15 protein-coding genes and 1 pseudogene are annotated in these 17,013 nt (G+C 30.3%); 10 read left to right on the forward strand and 6 right to left on the reverse strand.

Features of this window, described 5'->3' with window-relative positions; genetic code table 11:
• Window positions 1-12 precede the first annotated feature (12 nt).
• The 3 genes from J3R86_RS00165 to J3R86_RS12125 all read left to right on the forward strand — a co-directional run bounded on the left by J3R86_RS00165 (window position 13) and on the right by J3R86_RS12125 (window position 3,750).
• A complete protein-coding gene (locus tag J3R86_RS00165; protein WP_207517542.1) occupies window positions 13-1,569 on the forward strand; it encodes a type I restriction-modification system subunit M in 1,557 nt (518 codons plus the stop codon).
• Window positions 1,562-2,788, forward strand: a complete 1,227-nt coding sequence (locus tag J3R86_RS00170) for a restriction endonuclease subunit S (protein WP_207517543.1) — start codon at window positions 1,562-1,564, stop codon at window positions 2,786-2,788. Before J3R86_RS00165 ends, J3R86_RS00170 begins: the two co-directional genes overlap by 8 nt.
• A 323-nt stretch (window positions 2,789-3,111) precedes the next feature.
• Entirely contained in the window at window positions 3,112-3,750 is a 639-nt protein-coding gene (locus J3R86_RS12125; protein WP_242685730.1) for an HNH endonuclease, read from the forward strand.
• 271 nt (window positions 3,751-4,021) lie between these two features.
• Here J3R86_RS12125 and J3R86_RS00180 read toward each other — a convergent pair whose 3' ends face one another.
• Together J3R86_RS00180 and J3R86_RS00185 are read right to left on the reverse strand one after the other, a co-directional pair.
• Entirely contained in the window at window positions 4,022-5,641 is a 1,620-nt protein-coding gene (locus J3R86_RS00180; RefSeq protein ID WP_207517544.1) for a UvrD-helicase domain-containing protein, read from the reverse strand.
• Window positions 5,634-7,397, reverse strand: coding sequence for an ATP-dependent nuclease (locus J3R86_RS00185; RefSeq protein WP_207517545.1), 1,764 nt, complete (start codon window positions 7,395-7,397; stop codon window positions 5,634-5,636). Before J3R86_RS00185 ends, J3R86_RS00180 begins: the two co-directional genes overlap by 8 nt.
• Before the next feature lie 322 nt (window positions 7,398-7,719).
• Here J3R86_RS00185 and J3R86_RS00190 point away from each other — a divergent pair.
• Together J3R86_RS00190 and J3R86_RS00195 are read left to right on the forward strand one after the other, a co-directional pair.
• Window positions 7,720-8,849 (forward strand): annotated as a pseudogene (locus J3R86_RS00190) (IS3 family transposase).
• An 85-nt stretch (window positions 8,850-8,934) separates the two neighbouring features.
• A complete protein-coding gene (locus J3R86_RS00195) occupies window positions 8,935-9,030 on the forward strand; it encodes a type I toxin-antitoxin system Fst family toxin (protein ID WP_207517546.1) in 96 nt (31 codons plus the stop codon).
• A gap of 140 nt (window positions 9,031-9,170) precedes the next feature.
• Here the strand turns inward: J3R86_RS00195 and J3R86_RS00200 are convergent, their stop codons facing one another.
• The 4 genes from J3R86_RS00200 to J3R86_RS00215 form a co-directional block, all read right to left on the reverse strand.
• Entirely contained in the window at window positions 9,171-9,935 is a 765-nt protein-coding gene (locus tag J3R86_RS00200) for a type 1 glutamine amidotransferase domain-containing protein (protein WP_207517547.1), read from the reverse strand.
• 129 nt (window positions 9,936-10,064) lie between these two features.
• Window positions 10,065-11,012, reverse strand: coding sequence for an alpha/beta fold hydrolase (locus tag J3R86_RS00205; protein ID WP_207517548.1), 948 nt, complete (start codon window positions 11,010-11,012; stop codon window positions 10,065-10,067).
• A gap of 88 nt (window positions 11,013-11,100) precedes the next feature.
• A complete protein-coding gene (locus J3R86_RS00210) occupies window positions 11,101-11,679 on the reverse strand; it encodes a Crp/Fnr family transcriptional regulator (RefSeq protein WP_207517549.1) in 579 nt (192 codons plus the stop codon).
• A gap of 109 nt (window positions 11,680-11,788) precedes the next feature.
• Window positions 11,789-12,172, reverse strand: coding sequence for a hypothetical protein (locus J3R86_RS00215; RefSeq protein ID WP_207517550.1), 384 nt, complete (start codon window positions 12,170-12,172; stop codon window positions 11,789-11,791).
• A gap of 455 nt (window positions 12,173-12,627) precedes the next feature.
• Between J3R86_RS00215 and J3R86_RS00220 the strand changes: the two genes are divergently transcribed.
• The 5 genes from J3R86_RS00220 (at window position 12,628) to rpiB (ending at window position 16,944) form a co-directional block, all read left to right on the forward strand.
• Window positions 12,628-13,221, forward strand: a complete 594-nt coding sequence (locus tag J3R86_RS00220) for an LPXTG cell wall anchor domain-containing protein (RefSeq protein ID WP_207517551.1) — start codon at window positions 12,628-12,630, stop codon at window positions 13,219-13,221.
• Window positions 13,222-13,697: 476 nt separating this feature from the next.
• Window positions 13,698-14,780, forward strand: coding sequence for an MDR/zinc-dependent alcohol dehydrogenase-like family protein (locus J3R86_RS00225; protein WP_207517552.1), 1,083 nt, complete (start codon window positions 13,698-13,700; stop codon window positions 14,778-14,780).
• A 43-nt stretch (window positions 14,781-14,823) separates the two neighbouring features.
• Complete coding sequence (locus J3R86_RS00230; RefSeq protein ID WP_207517553.1) at window positions 14,824-15,822, forward strand: dihydroxyacetone kinase subunit DhaK; 999 nt, start codon at window positions 14,824-14,826, stop codon at window positions 15,820-15,822.
• A gap of 12 nt (window positions 15,823-15,834) precedes the next feature.
• Window positions 15,835-16,470 carry a dihydroxyacetone kinase subunit DhaL gene (gene dhaL, locus J3R86_RS00235; protein ID WP_207517554.1) on the forward strand — a complete coding sequence of 212 codons (636 nt, stop codon included), beginning with the start codon at window positions 15,835-15,837 and terminating at the stop codon, window positions 16,468-16,470.
• 24 nt (window positions 16,471-16,494) lie between these two features.
• The gene (gene rpiB, locus J3R86_RS00240; protein ID WP_207517555.1) at window positions 16,495-16,944 is read left to right on the forward strand and encodes a ribose 5-phosphate isomerase B; all 450 of its coding nucleotides are present in this window, start codon (window positions 16,495-16,497) and stop codon (window positions 16,942-16,944) included.
• Window positions 16,945-17,013 lie beyond the last annotated feature (69 nt).

Genomic DNA, 17,013 nt, shown 5'->3' on the forward strand with positions numbered 1-17,013 from the left:
AGGAATGGTACATTGTCTATTACAGAAAAGCAACGTCAACAACAGCAAGAATTATATAAACATCTATGGTCTATTGCCAATGATTTAAGAGGCAATATGGATGCCAGTGAATTCCGTAATTATATATTAGGTTTAATTTTCTATCGCTTTTTGTCTGAAAAAGCCGAAGAAGAAGTGGCAGAAGCATTAGCTGATGAAGATTTGACGTATGAAGAAGCATGGAATGATGAAGAATATAGAGCAGACCTGCAAGAAGAATTGATTGAAAATGTAGGTTACTATATTGAGCCACAAGATTTATTTAGTGCGATGGTTAAAGAAATTGAAAACCAACGTTTCGATATTGAACATTTAGCTCAAGCAATCCGTAAAGTTGAAACATCAACTTTGGGGCAAGATAGTGAAGAAGATTTCATCGGTTTATTCAGCGATATGGATTTAAGTTCAACTCGTCTAGGTAATAATGTTAAAGAACGTACGGCATTAATTAGTAAAGTAATGATTCATTTATCAGAATTACCATTTGTGCATAGTGATATGGAAATCGATATGTTAGGTGACGCTTATGAATTCTTAATTGGCCGTTTTGCAGCAACTGCAGGTAAAAAGGCTGGCGAATTCTATACACCACAACAAGTGTCCAAAATTTTAGCGAAAATTGTCACACTAGGTAAAGATAAATTAAGAAATGTTTATGACCCTACGTGTGGATCAGGTTCATTACTGTTACGTGTAGGTAAAGAAGTTAAAGTGTATCGTTATAATGGTCAAGAACGTAATAATACAACATATAACTTAGCACGAATGAATATGTTGTTACATAATGTACGTTTTGAAAATTTTGATATTCAAAATGGAGATACTTTAGAAAATCCTGCTTTCTTAGATGAAAAATTTGATGCTGTAGTGGCTAATCCACCATATAGTGCCAAATGGTCTGCGGATAGTAAATTCAATGATGACGAACGTTTTAGTAATTACGGTAAGCTAGCACCTAAATCTAAAGCTGATTTTGCGTTTATCCAGCATATGATTCATTATTTAGATGACGATGGCACAATGGCGGTAGTCTTACCTCATGGTGTCTTATTCCGTGGTGCTGCTGAGGGAACCATTCGTCGTTATTTAATAGAAGATAAGAACTATTTAGATGCAGTGATTGGGTTACCTGCTAATATTTTCTATGGTACAAGTATTCCTACATGTATTTTAGTCTTTAAAAAATGTCGCGAAGCGGATGACGATGTGGTATTTATCGATGCATCACAATCATTTGAAAAAGGTAAAAATCAAAATCATCTTACAGATGCTGATGTAGATAACATTGTAACGACTTATCAAAATAGAGAAACAATAGATAAGTATAGCTATGTAGCTTCATTAAATGAAATTAAAGAAAATGATTACAACTTAAATATACCTAGATACGTCGATACATTTGAAGAAGAAGAACCTATTGATTTAGAACAAGTACAACAAGATATAAAAAATATCGATAAAGAAATCGCTGACGTTGAAGCAGAAATTAACAATTACCTGAAAGAACTAGGGGTGTTGAAAGATGAGTAACGAGAATAGAAAAGTCCCTGAATTGAGATTCCCAGAGTTTACAGGTGAGTGGGAAGAGAAGAAATTAGGGGAATATTTAATAGAATGTACTAAATGCGGTACTCAATTTGAAACAGGCTTTCCAGTTGCTACGTCTTCAAGACATGGTTTATACAAACAAGAAGATTATTTTGATGGCAAAAGAACTTTCAGTAAAGATAATGTGCAATATAGCATAGTACCTGTGGGTTATATAACTTATAGGCATATGAGTGATGACAATATTTTTAAATTTAATATGAATAGTTTTGATGGCAGTGTATTAGTAAGTAAAGAATACCCAGTTTTTACTGGAAATGATTTAGCAGATAATAGGTTTATAATTAATGAATTAAATAACAATTCTAGGTTTACGAAGTTTTGTATAATGCAAAAAAAAGGAGGAACAAGAACTAGACTTTATTATAAAGTATTAAAAAACTATTCGAGTTTCTTCCCTAACAAGCTTGAGCAGAAAAAAATTGGAAACTTCTTTAGCATACTTGATCGACAGATTGAATTAGAAGAACAAAAATTAGAACTATTAAAACAACAGAAAAAAGGCTATATGCAAAAAATATTTTCACAAGAATTACGATTTAAAGATGAAAATGGTAATGATTATTCTGCGTGGAAAGAGAAAAAATTAAATGAATTGTATGATAAAGGAAAAGCAGGAGGCACTCCAAAATCAACTGAATCTAAATATTACAATGGAGATATATCATTTTTATCAATTAGTGATATAACTGAACAAGGTAAATTTTTAAGACAAACAGAAAAATCTATTACTCAAGCTGGTTTAGAAAATAGTACTGCGTGGGTAGTGCCTAAGAATTCTATAAATTATGCTATGTATGCCTCTGTAGGTTATTTAAGTATAAATAAAATTGAAGTAGCTACAAGTCAAGCCATTTTTAATATGGTTTTTAATAACTACTCTTTAGTAGAATACTTATATTATTATCTTAACTATATTAGAGATACAGGAATACTTGAAAAGTTAGTAGGTACTGGTACTCAAAGTAACTTATCAGCTTCAACTATGAAAAACATGAATGTTAACCTGCCTGAATTTAATGAAATGGTAAAAATATGTAATTTCTTCAGTAAATTAGATGATTTTATTGAAAAGCAGTCAGCTAAAATCAAACTATTGAAAGAGAGAAAAAAAGGTTTACTACAAAAAATGTTTACTTAATTCTGATAAAAAGGCTATTATATTAACAAATTTAATAGAAGAGAGATTCTGAAAATAGTCCAAGACAATGTACCAACTGTAAGGAACGTCAGAAAAAGTGAAAAAGGTTGAATCGTCTATATTCATAGATTAACAATATCTATTCTCATAGAATTTGTCCAACTAAGTGTAGACGATTCAAACTATATAAATATAATACATTAAAATTTATATGAAAAATAATGTAATTATGTATTTTTTGAAATCATCTATCGATATTATGAGTTGTAAAATCGAGTACAACACTAATAAAATCTAACAATAGAAAAATAAAGGTGATATAAATGAAAAAGTGGATAGATGAAGTTATAGAATCAATGCAAAGGCTAGGCGGAGATGCTACATATAAAGATTTATATGTAGATATAGCCAATTTTTCTCAAAAAAATTTAGAAGAACTAAATGATTATAAAGCACAAATCAGAGATACGATTCATAGGCACTCTAGTGATTCAAAAAGATTTAAAGGAAGAAAAGGAAATGAAAATGATATATTTTTTTCAATTTCAGGTTTAGGTAATGGACATTGGGGATTAAGAGATAAAAAAGATTACCAACAAAAAAGTGAGATAAATCTAACATCTCTTTTAGAAGAGTTTCCAGAAGGAAAGATAACATTAAATAAACATTTGAAGAGAGAAAGAAATGCTTCGTTAATTCAAAAAGCTAAAAAACAATTCATGGAAATTCACGGGAAGCTATTTTGTGAAGTTTGTAAGTTTGAATTTAAAGAAAAGTATTCGAAAATTATCGATACAGATTTTATAGAAGCACATCATCTAAAGCCAGTTAGTGAAATGGCAGAAAATGAAACAACAAATATAAATGATATAGTTATGTTATGTCCTAACTGTCATAGAATGGTGCATAGATATAGACCATGGATAAAAAAGAAGGAAAGTTTGAAAAAAATATTAAAATAAGAGAAAGTATTAGTGGAAATCTTTTGTTTTAATTCTTTTATTGTTAAAAAATAATATATTTATAGATTGTTAGTTCTAACTCATCAAACAATAAAATTTATGAGCATAATATATTTTTTATTTAAGTAATCTATAAAATTTAATCGCCTACATTCATAGATGAACAATATCTATTCTCATAGACTTTGTCTAAACTATATGTAGACGATTCATTTAGAATAAAATATAGAAAAAATTTAAAATTGTAAATATAGAAGTACACTTAATATATTCACCAATTTAAATTTATTCTTAGGTTAGGTGTATTATTTTCATATAGGAATGGAGATTCTTTAGCAGTAATAAAATCTTTTTGTTTTTGTCTATATCTAAGAGTTCCTATCATGATATAACAAGCATCAATTGCTCGTGTAATCCCAACATAATGTAAATTTAAGAATTGTATATACTCCTCTTTTGATATCCAATCGCGTTTTGGTGGGAAAATCCATTCATATAAATCGAACAGAAAAACACATTTGAATTCTAATCCTTTTGATTTATGTAATGTCATGATATTTATTTCATTTTCTGATGCAGGTTTGAAGCTATGTAAACTTTTTTCATTACTTATAACTTCTTCTAATTTTTCGAAAATTTGTTGATCCGGTTTATCAGGATAAATTAATTGGGCAATGTTATAAAACTCTTCAATGTTGGACATGAGATCTTTTTCATTTAACTTAAATATTTTATCGATAATTTTTAGTCCTTTTTGAAAGCTTTTATAGTTCAATTCTTCATTTATGTATCTACTAACAAAATCTAGAACAGTGATAGAGTTCTCTTTATATAAATAATAGGATGATAAAATGTCATTATACAAAGATGCCCAACTTCCACTTAAGTTATCTAAAGCTGTTTCAATAAACAATTTATTATTTATTGTTAAAAAATTAGCTGCCCTTTTAGCTGAATTATTAGTTTTACATAAGATTGCAAAGTCACTATTTTTATGCAAATTATATTTTTTCTTTAGTTTTTCAAGATTTTTTTCTATAGAATGGATGATATTTTCATCTGTTCCAGAGACGTTAACTTTGAACACTCTTTTTTCTTGTATATTCTTCTCTCTTTTGATACCCATAAGCTCTAAAGAATAATTTGAAATTGAATCATGACATCTATGGTTTCTAGTAATTTCTAGATGTTTAAAATTGCTCATTTTTATTAGTGATAATAAATATTTTGAATATCTTCCACTAAATGCATAGATAGCTTGATCTAAGTCGCCAACTGCTATACCTTTAATTCCGTTATTTACTAACTCTAAGAAAACATTATGTTGAACTTTACCACAGTCTTGATACTCATCAATAAAGATATGAGTATATCTTGCTTTAAGATAACGTAAACTTTGTGGGACTTCTTTAAGTATATATAAAGCTGTTTCGCCACAAATTTCTAAGAATATCAAACCATCTTGTAATGATTTTTTTAGTATTTTAAATGTTTTATTATCTACGTTATTTTCTTTTAGGTTTTTAAGTTGTTTATATTCAGGATAATCATCAATTGAATTTTTTATTTCCAAGGGTTTCCCTTTACCACATAATATCTTTGCAAAAGGGATAATAATTTCAGAAATGTAAAATTTATCAATAGTTCCGAAAAAGTGACTTTTATTTTCTCTTTTTCTATTCTTATAACGGGATTCAAGTTCTTGACTAGCTTTTCTAGTAAAAGATATAGCTATAACACCTTGAAAACTCAATAAGTTTGTGGATATATCTATAATTTTTTCTATTATTGTATGTGTTTTTCCACTCCCTGGTTTAGCAGTAACGACTAAATTTCCTATTTCTTTGATAATCTCCAGTTGTTCTTCTGTAGCCTTGATTACTTTACTCATTACCATTAACCACCTCTTCTGCTAAATGTGCAATTCGTTTAAGAGGGTTAGAAATTTTATCCTCCATTAAACATACTAGTTCATCAAAATCATTTTTTAAAAAGTTAAACATATTCTCAGCTTTAGCTTCTTGCATTTTATCTACAGTATCTTTTTCATTGTCAGTATCATAGAAATGTTTTAAAGAATCAAATAAACCGCTATGAACTAAATCATATTCAAGATCTGTTTGAGATAAATATATGTTAAAATCTTCTAATTTTTCTTTGATCTCTTCAGCAAAATCAATAGCATCTTGTGGACGATTATTAGATTTGTCCCATTCATTTTTGTGATTATTCTCTTCCCAAAATTTTAATAATTCTTCATTATTGTCTTTTAATAAAAACTCTCTATATATACCCATAACTCGTGATATACCTGCGTGATAAGAAATTGTAATATTTTCATTTTTTTTAGTTTTATTAAAAATATCATTATCAGTACGTAATACAAATGGAATATCTAAAGCTAAACAAATTTTAATATAAGGTTTAAATCCTATACCGTTTACTGTAATTATAGAAACATTTAATTTATCTAAATCAATATTTAGTTTTTTTGCAAGTGCAGTATAAAATAGTTTTTCTGATGGACCTTCTACTAAAAAAACTGCATTTACGAAAAATACATCAGAAGTGATTGCATCTAATCTATAACCAAAATCATCAAACTCCCATTGTAATTCTTTACTGCAACCTCCTTTTGCTACTTTTGTAGATTTATTTCTAGTATACAATTTCACTATATTGTTTGGCCTAAATTCGGATGCTATATGAGGAGAGTGAGTAGTAATGAATATTTGTTCATCAAATTTATCTAACAAGTAACTAGAAAGTTTACGTTGTTGTTGTGGGTGTAAATGGGCTTCTGGTTCTTCAATTGCGTAAAAAGTAACTTTTTCTAATGACTTTATGCTTTTTTGTTTAGAAACCCATGTTGCTAAAAAAATTTGATTATTTCTACCATCTCCTCCTAAAGTTAAAGCACCTTCATCTGTATTATAATTTAGCTCAATATTACTTAACAGTTTATCAACATCAGAATTAGCATTTTTAAAAGTTAATTTTTGACCAACATTATGTATAGCAAGTAATTCTAATTCCGTGTTGACTTTATCTAAAGATTCGCGAATATAATTTAAACCATCTATTTTTCTATTCATATTATTCAAATCTTTTTTTATATTATTTATTGATTCTTCATCTTGTTTGTCTTGTTCTTCTGTTAATTGTGATTTAGCATCTTCGATTATTTGATTTTTTTCTCTTTTCATAAAGGAATCTAAATTTCTATTTGTATTTACGTACTCCATATTTAATCGTTTGATATAAAAACGAGAACTTTTTGATTCTAATAGTTCTTCAGAAGGACCAGCAAGTATATTATATTCACCTTTTTTTGAATTTTCATATTTTATGAATACTGTTCCATCATTGATATCACCTTTAAATGTTGCTAATAAACAATCTTCACATACATTTGTTATCTTAACTGTTATTTCAATGTTTTCTGCTTGAGTATATACATTATAATCACTATCAAACAAGTCCAAATCTCTGTCACTTAAACTTCGATCAAAAAGTAGTCTTAATGCAAATATTAGATTTGTTTTTCCGATATCATTTGCTCCTATAATTAAAGATTTTTGGGAAAAATTTATTTTTTCTTCAATAAAGTTTCTGAATCCTTTTATCTTAATCCATTCTATATCCATTTAATTGAACCTCCTGTATATTCAAAAATATTATTTAATTAGTAAATAAATTAATGCTCATTATTCAACACTTTCTCACTTTTAGTTATAAATTTCCAAAGAAAATTTAGAGGTTTTAAAGTTATTAAGTATCGATGTATTTTCGTATTCATTCAATTTTTCTATCATAATTAATTATTTTCTGTCATCTTCAATTTAAAGTATTTTATAATAAAATTCAAAGTTTACATAAATACTATTATAAAAACTGAATCGTCTACACTTAGTTGGACAAATTCTATGAGAATAGATATTGTTAATCTAAGAAAGTAGGCGATTTTTTATGGTAAGAGACAGAAGAACATTTAGTCCAGAATTTAAATACAAATGGTTAAACTTTATGAAAATGGTAAGCCTAGAAATGAAATTATACGTGATTATGATTTAACACCTTCGACTTTGTCGAATTGGATTAAACAACATCAAAGTACAGGTTCGTTTAATCATCAAGATAATTTATCTGAAGAAAAACAAGAACTTTAAAAATTACGTAAAGAAATTCAACATTTAAAATTAGAAAATGACATTCAAAGAAAACAGCGCTGATCATGGGACGAAAATAGAAGTCATTCAACAGAATGAACATCAATATTCAGTATCAGCAATGTGTAAAGTCCTAAATATACCAAGAAACACGTATTACGATTCAATAAATAGAAAACATAATAAGACTAAAAATGATGACTCAACTCTAGAAAACATTGTTATTAATATGTTTAATTCTAATAGAAAAAGCTTTGGGACTAGAAGAATTAAAAATGAGTTGAATAAGCTTGATATTATTGTTTCAAGACGCAAAATTGGTCGCATTATGAAAAAACACAACCTTGTATCAGTGTATACAAAATTGAAATACAAACATCATCCATCGCAAACCAATGAACAAAAAATCAACAATCATTTAAATCGATCATTTAATAGAGAACTTCCTATAGAAGTTTTGGTTAGTGATTTAACGTATGTCAAGGTCAATGGAAAATGGTATTACATATGTTTATTTATTGACCTTTTTAATAGAGAAATCGTCGGTTTCGGTGCAGGTAAAAATATGGACGCTAAGCTTGTGACAAAAGCCATAAGTAGCATTCAACATAATCTTGAACATATTGCATTATTTCATACTGATAGAGGTAAAGAATTCGATAGTCAATTGATAGATGATGTCTTAGAAACATTTAATATTAAGCGTTCTTTAAGCACAAAGGGTTGTCCGTATGATAATGCAGTGGCAGAAGCTACAATGAAAGCCTTAAAGACTGAATTCATAAACCAAATGACATTTGAAGATTTAAATATCAATTAGAAACAGAATTATTCGATTTTGTACATTGGTTTAATCATTTTAGACCACATTCTCCACTACAATATTTAACACCTGTAGACGTTAAACAACGTCTTATAGAAAATGTCTAAATTATTGTTGACATACCAAAATGATATAATATAAAAGTCGTCGTTTTACTTCTGTGTTTTAACTAACATGGAAGGAGGTGACACCATGTTAAACACTTTATTTGTAGCACTTATAGCACCTATTATCGCAGGTATTGTAATCACGTGGTTTTCACATTGGTTAAACAAACGTGATAAATAATCTGACGGCGACATAACCAATACACCGAAAAGACCCCGATAACTATAGCAGTAGTTATCGGGGTCGGTGTTTACCATGCAAACACTTTATTTGTTAATTAAATTATAACACTAGAGTGTTGAGAAATGCAAAGGACGCATTCATTTCTCTTTTGAATATTTTTTCAACATTTTTAAAAACTCTAATGAAAAAGAGTAGGCATCTCCTGGCCAACGAGAGGAAATATAATGACGGTCTTTAACCACAAATCCTCTATTTAGATTTTTATAAGAATCTCTTAGTAATCCCATATTGCCTTTTTTGAAATTTTTTTTATTCGTTAATGCATTAATAACTTCATCTTGAACTGTTTGTGTATAGGTTCGATAATAATCTCCGACTCGATTCTTTGTTAAGTAATAAGCCATTAACTCTTGTCTCTTTAATAGCCCTGTTGTTTTATAATCTGAAATAATTGATTGATTTGTCTGTGGATCAATTGTTCTAGCTAGAACAATAGTTCCGTGACAAATTGCCCCAACTGGTTTTTTTTCTTCAAAAAAAGAACGAACTTTATCTTGTAAAACAGTAGACTCTAAATAATCTTTCATTCCAGAGTCATGGCCTCCAGGTAAAATAAGCCCATCAAACATGTTTACATCAATATTTTCATATTTAATTGGATTATTAAATTGACGATTTTGTAACATATCATTATAAGTATTTATAGCGTCTTTACTAGCCATTAAGGCCCATTTTAAAGGTCCCAATCCCTCTCCTGTTAACATTCTATTATCAGCTCTACCATTTTTGCCATTTGGTGTAGCAAAAATAACTTGGATATTGTTCATTATTAGAATTGACCAGGGAATGGCTACTTCAGTTGGATCAAAATCTCTATTTGGAATCGGTATAAGAACTTTCATCAATTTATCCCTTCTTTTATCATTAACAGAATTATGTGATATCACTTTCCTGTTATTCTTACATATGTTAAACCACTAATTAAGATCTTCATAGCCAGATTTATAGTAAACAAACTATTCAAATGGTTTTTATATGTTTAATTCACGATTGATAAAATTTAAACTAGCTTCATGCAAATCTTCTAACGCTTCTTTCTCAATAGGGAAATGAGAGCCGTTCCGTAATATAACTTTTTTTACTTTCACTTTTGAAATATTATCTAACACTAAATCACTTAAATGTAGTGGACTCCATTTATCTTTTTCTGGTTGTGTCAATAAAATCGGACATATATTAAAATCTTTAGGTTCTATATCAGGTTGATAATTCATATAACTATAAATAAATTTCATTGTTACACTAATACCAGCAGAAGTTTCATCTTTTAACAAAACATCCAAACAACGTTTATTATTAACAGAAGCCCACATTTTTGAAGAGGTGCTCAATTTCATTTTCCTTCTACCTAATCCAATTTTGGTTTGTATACCTGCAAGTGGCACTCCAATTTTAGCCCAAAATGCATTATTAGTTGTTTCTAAACGAACTTGACTTTTACGTTGATCTAGAAATGTCATACCAATAATACCTTTAACTTTCTTATTTTTGGATGCCACATGATAAGTTTCCATTCCACCTGCAGAAAGACCATATAAAAATATTGGACGGTTGTCTTTTTCTAGTTCAGCATCAATTAGGTCACTGCCACACTGTACCCAATCATCATAAGAAATAGTCATTTGAGGATTTACCTTTGTCACTCCATATGTCGGCATATCAACTGAAATAGTTTCGAATCCTTCTTTCGCCATTGGTCCAGCAAAAATCATTGATATTTGTCGAGCGTTACTACCTACTCCATGAAAACAAATGATTTTTGCCTTGGCATTTTTATTACGAAATGTATCAAGATGGACTTTATTTTCTTTCCAATTCCATATTTCTTCCTTTGGCTCATGATCACTTGTAAAATGAAGTTCTTTAGGTAAAAATGTTTGAAAATCTTTCCAAGCTTGTTGATTTTGATAAGTTGTCATATTTACCTCCAATTGAATTTTTATAATATATTTGTTAGGAATATATTAACAATCAGAAATATAAGACGCATTAACATTTGATAATAGATTAGAGTTCTTTCCGAATTCTACTCAATGATTCTTTTGTAATTCCAAGGTAAGAAGAGATAACGTATTGGGGTATTCGATCTTCTAAATGTGAGTAGTTCTTTTTAAAATCTAAATAACGTTGCGATGCATCTAGGCACTGGAAATTATATTCTCTTTTCATTTTGTACATAATTATATTTTCTAAAAACTCACTATAAGCTTTTGCCGTTTCTTTATAAGAAAGTAAAATGTTTTTAAAATCATTTCCTTTAAAACGAAGGCAATGCAAATCTTCTAATGCTTCAAAAACCTCAAAACTACTCGATTGAAATAATGATTCCCCCATCATGTAGTCATTTTCAGATATTAAAAGTTTAGTAATATCATTTCCTTTAATATCAATATAATAACTTCGAGCCAGACCTTTTAAAATAAGATAAACAAAATCAAGCTTATCATCCAAATTTAATATAACTGAGTTTTTAGAAAATGAAACTTCTTCTGCTATATTTGTAATCTCATTAATAACTTGTGAATTAATATTTTCAACATCTTTCATAGCGTGACTAATAATTTTTTTCTTTTCTTTGAAATTCATCTTATCCCTCATTTTGAGACCCTAATTTATTTAGTTAACATAATAGACCTTTTATCAGAACTACACAAACATCTTCTATAAAAAGCCTCGCTTACGTTCTTTCAATAAATCAATTTTTCTTCCATTTCCTAAATTTCCAGATACTCATGTTTTGCAATTTGTTCAATTCTTCTTCAGCATTCTCAAAACTATTTGAAAGTATTTCATATTCTTCTTTCAAATCTTCGTGTTTATAACCTAATTCATTATACTCATTCTGTAAATCAGTATAAGCAAGCTGTGTTTCACTTGCTTCATTGTCACTTTCTAATTTGGTTTGAATATCTTCTAACATTTGTTTAAGCTCGTTATTGCTATTAGTAACTGCTTGCGTAAGTGATGAGGTTACTTGTTGTATAATATGACTTTCTATATCATCCAATGACTGAAGCTGTTGTTTAACCATAGTTTCATTAGTAGGTAAAGTTTCAGCCACTTCTATACCTTTCTCCACTTTAACGATTGTATATCATAGTGTGGTATGTCAACAGTAATTTAACAAGTGGTCAATATCAACAACACTTTGATTTGTATAAAAAAGTTATTCTTTCAAAATCGTTATTGTTAAACATGAACGGAATATAAAAATGCATTTATTTTATTACCATAATTATTGAATATTTTATCCATTTTTATCATCTCTTATATAATACATTTTATTTTTGCTTTCTTTAAATAACGTTTTAAAGTTGTTAATTAATTTTATGGTTTGTCTATTGGTGTTAATAATGAACTATTACATATAATCAAAAGAATGATTATTTTGAGCGGTGACACAATATGATCAAATTTATAAAAAACAAACTAACAATTATTAAAATATTACAATTTATAATTTTGTTAATATGTTGTTTATGTTAAGATGAATGCGTATTACATATATTTTAATAAATTTAGGGGGATTTAATTATGAAAAAAGTAGGAATTTTAGGAACAACAGCATTAGCAGGCGCATTATTATTTACAGGTATTAGTTCACATGAAGCAAATGCTGCTGAATCATCAGTAAACGCAAATAACGCCCAATCTATTGCAAGTCAAGTTTGGAAAGAAGACGGTAACAAACCAGAGCTTGTCGATTTCCAAAAAGCTCAAGATAAAGGAGACTATTACTTACTAGTTTATAATAATAAATCACATGTAGGTAATGGTGCTGTTAGAGTATATAAAGATGGTACTGTAGAAAGTGGATCAGGAGTTTTAGCTACAGGTGATGAAGGTGAATTTTACAAAAATGGTAAATACCAATTTGATGATGTAAATAATAATGGCCAAGCTCAACAAGAGCAACAACAAACTACTACTAATAACAATGTAGCAACTCAAAATGGTCAACAAACACAAGAACAAGCGACTGCTCAAGTACAACAACAAGTACAAGCTAAAGAATTACCAGTAACTGGTGAAGAAACTAATACTGGTTTCGTAGCATCAATTGCTACTACATTATTAGCAGTTGGTTCATTACTAACATTCAAACGTTTTTCTAAAAACAATAAATAATTTTTTAATAAGCTACTAGCCTGCAAAGAGGTTAGTAGCTTTTTTTGAAAAGATTGAACTAATTATGATTTAAATTTAGGTTGATTGGTTTTCATTTTGCTAAGTACTAGACTTAATTATCAACCACAGTACGAAATTTTATACCAATGAAGTTAACATAAGTCGTAAGTAGCTTGATAATCAGCAAGTGGTATTGCTTATATAGTATTAGTAACGCTTTTAATACTGTTAATTATTGTGAATATAAATATGATAAACACTTATATAGAAGATAATAGAACTGAAGGATAATATTTTGAATACTCATACATAGGTACTCTTATTTTTACAATTTCCACCCAACTCCAACCATTCCCCCACATCCTCATAAAATTCAAAAAAATTCCTAAATTATAATTTGAAAATTTTGAAATACATCATAAAAGCATGTAGGATGAAAGTAAGCGCTTTCCAAAATTAATAAGGAGTGGTCAATAATGACGAATAAGAATTACCCGGACACAATGAAAGCAATTGTAGCATATGCACCTGGAGACTATAAATATGAAACAGTGAAGACACCTGTGATTGAAAATGCGAAAGAAATTATCGTTAAAGTAGAAGCATGTGGCATTTGTGCTGGCGATATTAAAGCATATGATGGTGCACCTAGTTTCTGGGGTGATGAAACTCAACCTGCATATATTAAGGCACCAATGATACCTGGTCATGAATTCATCGCGCGTATTGTTGCTAAAGGTGATGAAGTCACTGACTTTGACATAGGTGATCGTGTCATTTCTGAACAAATTGTACCTTGTTGGGAATGTAGATTTTGTAAACGTGGAGAATATTGGATGTGTGAAAAGCATGACTTATACGGCTTCCAAAATAATGTCAACGGCGGCATGGCTGAATACATGAAATTTACTAAGGAAGCAATTAATTATAAAGTACCTGAAGATTTACCAATTGAACAAGCTATATTAATTGAACCCTATGCTTGTAGCTTACACGCAGTGCAACGTGCGAATATCAAACTCGGTGATTTCGTTGTCATATCTGGCGCTGGCACACTAGGACTTGGTATGGTTGGTGCAGCTAAAAAAGCAGGCGCAGAAACACTCGTAGTCTTAGATATGAAAGAAGATCGCTTAGAGTTAGCCAAGAAATTTGGTGCAGATATTGTGATGAATCCAGCAAAAGTGGACGTCGTTAAAGAAATTAAAGACATGACAGAAGGATATGGTTGCGATACTTATATTGAAGCAACGGGTCATCCTAAATCTGTTGAACAAGGCTTAAGTGCCATTAGAAAATTAGGACGCTTTGTGGAATTCTCAGTATTTGGCGAACCTGTCACAGTTGATTGGAGCATTATTTCTGACCGTAAAGAACTAGATTTAATGGGAAGTCATTTAGGACCATACTGTTATCCACTTGTCATTGATGGCATTCAAAAAGGTGATTTTCCAACTGAGGGTGTAGTTACACATCAATTGCCATTAGAATCATTTGAAGAAGGCTTTGAACTGATGAAAAAAGGTGACAAATCATTAAAAGTAGTTCTTGTACCTTAAATGTTAAACCATCACTATTCCAAATATAAAGGAGCATAAGCACATGAAAAAGATGATTAATAATCCAGATGATGTCATCGATGAATTAGTCGATGGTTATGTGAGCGCATATCCTGACTATATTAGACGTACAGATTTACATCATCGTGCACTTATTGGTAAGAAACGTAATCCTAATCGTAAGGTCAGTATATTGATAGGTGGCGGTTCAGGTCACGAACCAGGATTCCTAGGATATGTTGGTTCAGGCATGGCAGATGGGGTTGCTGTAGGGAATATATTTGCCTCACCTTCGCCTATTCCGATACAGGCAGTGACTAAAGAGATTCATGATGGACATGGCGTGTTATATATTTATGGTAATTATGCAGGCGATTTAATGAATTTTGAAATGGCTAGTGAAATGACTGAAGTTGAAGATGATATTGAAACTGCAGTCGTCATTGGTAACGATGATGTCGCGTCATCTAAAGAGCTTGATGATCGTAGAGGAATTGCAGGAGAACTATTGTTATATAAAGTCGCAGGTGCTGCTGCAGATTTCGGCTATGATTTAGAAGAAGTGAGACGTATTACACAATTTGCCAGTGATCACACGCGTTCTATGGGTATTGGTTTAAGTCCGTGTTATTTGCCACAAACAGGTAAACCAAGTTTCGACCTAGCAGATAATGAAATGGAAATCGGTTTAGGACATCATGGTGAACCTGGTATTGAAAAGACAACCATAAGAACGGCAAAAGAAACAGTCAATGTGATTATGACAAACATTTTAAAAGAAGGTCTATACCAACAAGATGACGAAGTGGTAGTACTGATTAATGGTTTAGGTGCTACATCTCAAATGGAATTATATATTATCAATAAAGAAGTCGCAGCTATCTTAAATGATCGAGGTATTAAAACATATAAAAGTTATATTGGTAATTTTATTACATCTATGGAGATGGGTGGTTTTTCAGTTACATTAATGAAAGTAGATGACATGTTAAAACGTTGCATATCACACCCAGTTGACTGTCCAAATTTTAAAGAAGTATAAGGAGGGATAACAGTGGAAGTTTCAGGACAACAATTTAAACAATATATTATCAATTTAACTGAACTATTTGAACGTGAAAAAGACGCATTATGCGAGCTTGATAGAAAAATTGGAGACGGAGACCATGGCGTAACGATGAATATTGGCTATCAAGCAGTTAAACAAGAAATCATGAACGAACTGCAAGAGCAAAATGATATTGCCAAGATTAGTGTTGCTGTGGGCAAGACATTCTTAGATGCTGTGGGCTCATCAGTTGGACCACTTTATGCTTCTGGTTATTTAAAAGGCGCAGTAGCTGTGAAAAATAAAGAGTCATTGAACGATGATGACTTATATGATTTTTGGATAGCCTTTAGTAAAGGTATTAAAGCTAGAGGAAAAGCTGAAGTTGGCGATAAAACGATGATTGATACGTTGGAACCATTTTTTGACGTGTTAGAACATGCTAAAAGTAATGGCGAATCCTTTGACAGTGGCTTCAATCAAGCGTTGGAAGCTGCTAAAAAAGGTATGGAAAGTACGAAAGATATTATTTCCAATAAAGGTCGATCTAAGCGTTTAGGTCAACGTTCACAAGGACATGTAGATCCAGGTGCCATGTCGGCATACCTGATGTTAGAAACATTTAAGCCATTTGTTGACTAGAAGATATTCAAGGAGGAAGACATAATGAAAATAGCAATCGGAGCTGACCATAACGGTTATGATTTAAAAGAAGTAATCAAAGCACATGTTGAACAATTAGGACATGAAGTAGAAGACTTTGGTTGTCACAATTGTGCAGAAGTAGATTATCCAGATGTTGCTGTAGAAGTGGGTAAGAGTATTCAACAAGGTAATAATGAACGCGGTATTTTAATATGTGGAACAGGCATTGGCGTGGCAATTACGGCAAATAAATTAAACGGTATACGTGCAGCCATGGCACATGATTATTATTCTGCCGAACGTGCGCAACTAAGTAATAATGCACAAATTTTAACAATGGGTGCTCAAATTATAGGTCCAGAAGTTGCTAAGAAAAATGTAGAGGCGTATTTGAGTGTAGCATGGGAAGGCGGCTCACAACGTAAAGTCGATAAGATTGATGCCATTGATAATAGTGAAAAAAACAAGTAAACAAGAGGATTTATAAGAAGTCAGGCAGATTCATCGGAAAATGAAAATCGATGTTTATAGGAACAAAGG

Origin of the sequence: Staphylococcus simiae (assembly GCF_017357005.1) — a bacterium.
GTDB lineage: Bacteria > Bacillota > Bacilli > Staphylococcales > Staphylococcaceae > Staphylococcus > Staphylococcus simiae_A.

Bases quoted from the DNA above. Each gene is read 5' to 3' on its own strand.
- J3R86_RS00225 (WP_207517552.1), top strand. From the start codon at position 13,698: ATGACGAATAAGAATTACCCGGACACAATGAAAGCAATTGTAGCATAT.
- J3R86_RS00220 (WP_207517551.1), top strand. From the start codon at position 12,628: ATGAAAAAAGTAGGAATTTTAGGAACAACAGCATTAGCAGGCGCATTA.
- J3R86_RS00230 (WP_207517553.1), top strand. From the start codon at position 14,824: ATGAAAAAGATGATTAATAATCCAGATGATGTCATCGATGAATTAGTC.
- J3R86_RS12125 (WP_242685730.1), top strand. From the start codon at position 3,112: ATGAAAAAGTGGATAGATGAAGTTATAGAATCAATGCAAAGGCTAGGC.
- J3R86_RS00205 (WP_207517548.1), bottom strand. From the start codon at position 11,012: ATGACAACTTATCAAAATCAACAAGCTTGGAAAGATTTTCAAACATTT.
- J3R86_RS00180 (WP_207517544.1), bottom strand. From the start codon at position 5,641: ATGAGTAAAGTAATCAAGGCTACAGAAGAACAACTGGAGATTATCAAA.
- J3R86_RS00170 (WP_207517543.1), top strand. From the start codon at position 1,562: ATGAGTAACGAGAATAGAAAAGTCCCTGAATTGAGATTCCCAGAGTTT.
- J3R86_RS00210 (WP_207517549.1), bottom strand. From the start codon at position 11,679: ATGAATTTCAAAGAAAAGAAAAAAATTATTAGTCACGCTATGAAAGAT.
- J3R86_RS00195 (WP_207517546.1), top strand. From the start codon at position 8,935: ATGTTAAACACTTTATTTGTAGCACTTATAGCACCTATTATCGCAGGT.
- J3R86_RS00185 (WP_207517545.1), bottom strand. From the start codon at position 7,397: ATGGATATAGAATGGATTAAGATAAAAGGATTCAGAAACTTTATTGAA.
- rpiB (WP_207517555.1), top strand. From the start codon at position 16,495: ATGAAAATAGCAATCGGAGCTGACCATAACGGTTATGATTTAAAAGAA.
- J3R86_RS00200 (WP_207517547.1), bottom strand. From the start codon at position 9,935: ATGAAAGTTCTTATACCGATTCCAAATAGAGATTTTGATCCAACTGAA.